Source organism: Streptomyces sp., from assembly GCF_050698815.1.
GTDB lineage: Bacteria > Actinomycetota > Actinomycetes > Streptomycetales > Streptomycetaceae > Streptomyces.
Genome location: NZ_JBOHCV010000662.1, coordinates 1 through 4,674 on the forward strand (window position 1 = coordinate 1; position 4,674 = coordinate 4,674).

Consider the following 4,674-nt stretch of genomic DNA (forward strand, 5'->3'; position numbering starts at 1 on the left):
TCCCCTTCCCCTGCTCCTTCCCCGTCCCTCGACGCGCTGCGCCGGCGCCTGCCCGAGCTGATGCTCCGCGACCAGCAGCGGCTGGGGCGGCGGCTCGAGGGTGCCCGGAAGATCCGTAAGCCCGAGGCGCGGACCGCCGTGCTCGCGGAGATCGCCGCCGCCATGGACGACTCCGAGCTGCGCGTGGCGTCCCGGCGTGCGGCGCTGCCCGCGATCAGTTATCCGGAGCAGCTGCCGGTCAGCCAGCGGAAGGACGACATCCTCACGGCGATACGCGACCACCAGGTCGTGATCGTCGCGGGCGAGACGGGCTCCGGAAAGACCACCCAGATCCCGAAGATCTGCATGGAGCTGGGCCGCGGCGTCCACGGCGTCATCGGCCACACGCAGCCTCGCCGGATCGCGGCGCGTACGGTCGCCGAGCGGGTCGCCGAGGAGCTGAGCGCGACGCTCGGAGAGGCCATCGGCTGGAAGGTGCGCTTCACCGACCAGGTCAAGGACCACACCCTGGTCAAGCTGATGACCGACGGCATCCTGCTGGCGGAGATCCAACAGGACCGGGAGCTGCGCCAGTACGACACGATCATCATCGACGAGGCCCACGAGCGCAGCCTCAACATCGACTTCCTGCTCGGCTATCTCGCGCAGCTGCTGCCCAGACGCCCCGAGCTGAAGGTCGTCATCACCTCGGCGACCATCGACCCGGAGCGCTTCTCCCGGCACTTCGGTGACGCGCCGATCGTCGAGGTCAGCGGGCGTACGTACCCGGTCGAGGTGCGCTACCGCCCGCTGCTCGAGGAGGATTCCGAGGAGAAGGACCGGGACCAGGTCACGGCCATCTGCGACGCCGTCGACGAGCTTCAGGGCGAGGGGCCGGGCGACGTCCTGGTCTTCCTCTCCGGTGAGCGCGAGATCCGGGACACCGCCGACGCGCTGGAGAAACGGCTGACGCGCGGTGGCCACCGCGCGGGCGGCACCGAGATCCTGCCCCTCTACGCACGCCTCTCGCACGCCGAGCAGCACCGCGTCTTCCAGCGGCACTCCACCCGCCGCGTCGTCCTGGCCACGAACGTCGCCGAGACCTCCCTCACCGTCCCCGGCATCAAGTACGTCGTGGACCCCGGCACCGCCCGCATCTCGCGCTACAGCCACCGCACCAAGGTCCAGCGGCTGCCCATCGAGCCGGTCAGCCAGGCCAGTGCCAATCAGCGCAAGGGCCGCTGCGGCCGTACGTCCGACGGCATCTGCATCCGGCTGTATTCCGAGGACGACTTCCTCGCCAGGCCGGAGTTCACGGACGCCGAGATCCTGCGTACGAACCTCGCCTCCGTCATCCTCCAGATGACCGCGGCCGGCCTCGGCGAGATCGCGAAGTTCCCCTTCATCGACCCGCCGGACCACCGCAGCATCAAGGCCGGCGTGCAACTGCTGGAGGAACTGCACGCCCTCGAGGCGGCGGGCACGGGCAAGGACGTCAAGGACGCCAAGGACAAGGACAAGGGCAACCGCCTCACCCCGACCGGCCGGAAGCTCGCCCAGCTCCCCGTCGACCCCCGGCTGGCCCGCATGGTGCTGGAGGCGGACCGCAACGGCTGCGTACGCGAAGTCATGGTCATCGTCGCCGCGTTGTCCATCCAGGACCCGCGCGAGCGGCCCGCGGAAAAGCAGCAGCAGGCGGACCAGCAGCACGCCCGGTTCCGGGAAGAGACCAGCGACTTCCTCGCGCTCCTCAACCTCTGGCGCTACGTGCGCGAGCAGCAGAAGGAGCTGTCCTCATCCGCCTTCCGCCGGATGTGCAAGGCGGAGTTCCTCAACTATCTGCGGATACGCGAGTGGCAGGACATCTACGCACAGCTGCGCCAGGTCACCAAGACCATGGGCATCCAGCTGTCCGCGTCCGACCAGGAGGCTTCCGCCGACGCCGTCCATCAGTCGCTGCTGGCGGGACTGCTGTCGCACGTCGGGCTCAAGGACACCGAGAAGAACGAGTATCTGGGCGCCCGCAGCGCCAAGTTCGCGGTCTTCCCGGGCTCGGCGCTCTTCAAGAAGCCGCCGCGCTGGCTGATGTCGGCGGAACTGGTGGAGACGTCCCGGCTGTGGGCGCGGGTCAACGCCCGTATCGAGCCGGAGTGGATCGAGCCGCTGGCCCAGCACCTGGTCAAGCGGACGCACAGCGAGCCGCACTGGGAGCAGAAGCAGGCGGCGGTGATGGCGTACGAGCGCGTGACGCTCTACGGCGTGCCGATCGTCGCCCAGCGCAAGGTCAACTACGGGCGTATCGCCCCGGAGACCGCCCGCGATCTCTTCATCCGGCACGCGCTGGTCGAGGGCGACTGGCGTACGCACCATCAGTTCTTCCGCGACAACCGCGCACTCCTCGACGAGGTCGAGGAGCTGGAACACCGGGCCCGGCGCCGGGACATCCTGGTCGACGACGAGACCCTGTACGACTTCTACGACGAGCGCGTTCCCGAACACGTCGTGTCCGGCGCCCACTTCGACTCCTGGTGGAAGAAGCAGCGCCGCGAAGACCCCGACCTGCTCAACTTCGAGAAGTCCATGCTCATCAACGAGCGTGCGGAGGACATCAGTCAGGCCGACTACCCGGACGTGTGGCAGCAGGGTCAGCTCACGCTGCGCGTCACCTACCAGTTCGAGCCGGGCGCCGACGCCGACGGCGTCACCGTGCACGTACCGCTCCAGGTGCTCAACCAGATCACGCCCGAGGGCTTCGACTGGCAGATCCCCGGCCTGCGCGAGGGCCTGGTCACCGAGCTGATCCGCTCGCTGCCCAAGCCGATCCGGCGGCACTACGTACCGGCGCCCAACTTCGCCACCCGGTTCCTGGCGGTGGCGACGCCCGGCCAGGAACCGCTCACCAGCACGATGGCGCGTGAGCTGCAGCGGATGGTCGGGGTGCGCTTCTCCGGCCAGGACTTCGCACTGGAGAAGGTCCCCGACCACCTCAAGGTCACCTTCCGGGTGACCGACGAGCGGCGCCGCACGCTGGCCGAGTCCAAGGACCTGGCGGACCTCCAGCTCCGGCTGCGGGACAAGACGCAGGCCGCCCTCGCCCGCGCCTTCGAATCCTCCTCCGCGCGGACGCGGCAGGCGCCGCGGCAGACTGACGGGCAGGGGGCGGGGGAGACGCGGACATCCGCACCCGCGCCCACGGCGGCAGCGGCGGCCGGCGATGCGGCTTCAGCGCTCGCCGGCCGTACGGGGCTCACCGAGTGGACCTTCGGCACCCTCCCCCGCGTCTTCGAAGCCGAGCGCGCCGGCCACCCCGTGAAGGCGTACCCGGCCCTGGCCGACGACGGCGACTCCGTCGCCGTACGGCTCTTCGACACCGAGGCGGAGCAGCGGCAGGCCATGCGGCTCGGCACCCGCCGGCTGATCCTGCTCAACATCCCGTCCGACCCGGCCAAGTTCGCCGCCTCGAAGATGTCCAACCCGCAGAAGCTGGCCCTCTCCCGCTCCCCGCACGGCAGCGTGCAGGCCCTCTTCACGGACTGCGTCACCGCCACCGCCGACCGCCTCATCGCGGCACACGGCGGACCGGCCTGGGACGAGGAGTCCTTCCGCAAGCTCTTCGACGCCGTACGCGCGGACCTGGTCGACGCCACGCTCAAGACGGTCAACCAGGTGCAGGAGGTACTGGCGGCCTGGCACTCGTGCGAACAGCGCCTGCGGGGCGTCACCAGCCCCACCCTGCAGCCCTCCCGCGCGGACATCGGCGAACAGCTGGAGGGGCTGCTCTGCCCCGGCTTCGTCACCCGCCACGGGGCCGGCCGGCTGCCGGACCTGCTGCGCTACCTGGTCGCGGCCGACCGCCGTCTCCAGCAGCTGCCGAACAACGCAGAGCGCGACCGCACGCGGATGGCGAAGGTGAAGGAGATGCAGGACGAATACCTGTGGCTGCTGGAGCAGTTCCCGCAGGGGCGCCCCGTGCCACAGGCAGCCCTGGACATCCGTTGGATGGTCGAGGAACTGCGGGTCAGCTACTTCGCCCACGCGCTGGGAACGGCGTACTCGATCTCGGACAAACGGATCATGAGGGCAGTGGACGCGGCGGCCCCCGAGGGGTGACGGAGCGTTCGCACTAAGTGAGTTCGCGCCGCTCTCTGACCTGCTGTAGAGTCACGTCTCGCGCCAGCGCGAGGTCCTGTGGAGCAGTTTGGAGTGCTCGCCACCCTGTCAAGGTGGAGGCCGCGGGTTCAAATCCCGTCAGGACCGCAGAGAAGAAAACGGCCCGTCCCCGAGCAAGGGGGCGGGCCGCAGTGCTGTCCGACCCGGCCGCACCCGCGGCGCAGCCGCCGAGCCGCAACTGTGCGGCGGGCGCCGCCCACGCTTCGTGTGCCCCACCGGCGCTCCTTGACGGCCCCCGGCGTCGGCGGTACGTCTGCTGACGGAGGTGGACGCATGCCGACGACTCCGAACGGCCCGCCACGGCACGAGACCAAGGCGCTGCTGCGCGCACACCTGGCCGCCGCCGCCCGCTTCCGTCACGTGACCCGGCACTGCCCCGTCTGCCACCGCCTGCTGCGCCTCGCGATGGAGCCCTCGGCGGATGAACCCGGGGACACCGGGAGCAGTTCGGCGGCGAGTTAGTCAAAGCCGGTCGCCTGCCGGGCTGTTCGGTGTCACGCTGGCGGCGCCGGGAGCACGGCGTTC

Annotated in this window: 2 protein-coding genes and 1 tRNA gene; all 3 read left to right on the forward strand. The window is 70.1% G+C overall.

Annotated elements, in window-relative coordinates; translation table 11 throughout:
• Positions 1-4,089, forward strand: a 4,089-nt coding sequence (gene hrpA, locus ACRDP3_RS23790) for an ATP-dependent RNA helicase HrpA (RefSeq protein WP_431519044.1), incomplete at its 5' end; no start/stop codon positions are given.
• A 72-nt stretch (positions 4,090-4,161) separates the two neighbouring features.
• Positions 4,162-4,236: transfer RNA gene (locus ACRDP3_RS23795), tRNA-Asp, on the forward strand.
• 186 nt (positions 4,237-4,422) lie between these two features.
• Positions 4,423-4,611 (forward strand): DUF6274 family protein, encoded by a 189-nt coding sequence (locus tag ACRDP3_RS23800; protein WP_431519045.1) that lies wholly within the window; start codon positions 4,423-4,425, stop codon positions 4,609-4,611.
• Positions 4,612-4,674 lie beyond the last annotated feature (63 nt).

Bases quoted from the DNA above. Each gene is read 5' to 3' on its own strand.
- ACRDP3_RS23800 (WP_431519045.1), top strand. From the start codon at position 4,423: ATGCCGACGACTCCGAACGGCCCGCCACGGCACGAGACCAAGGCGCTG.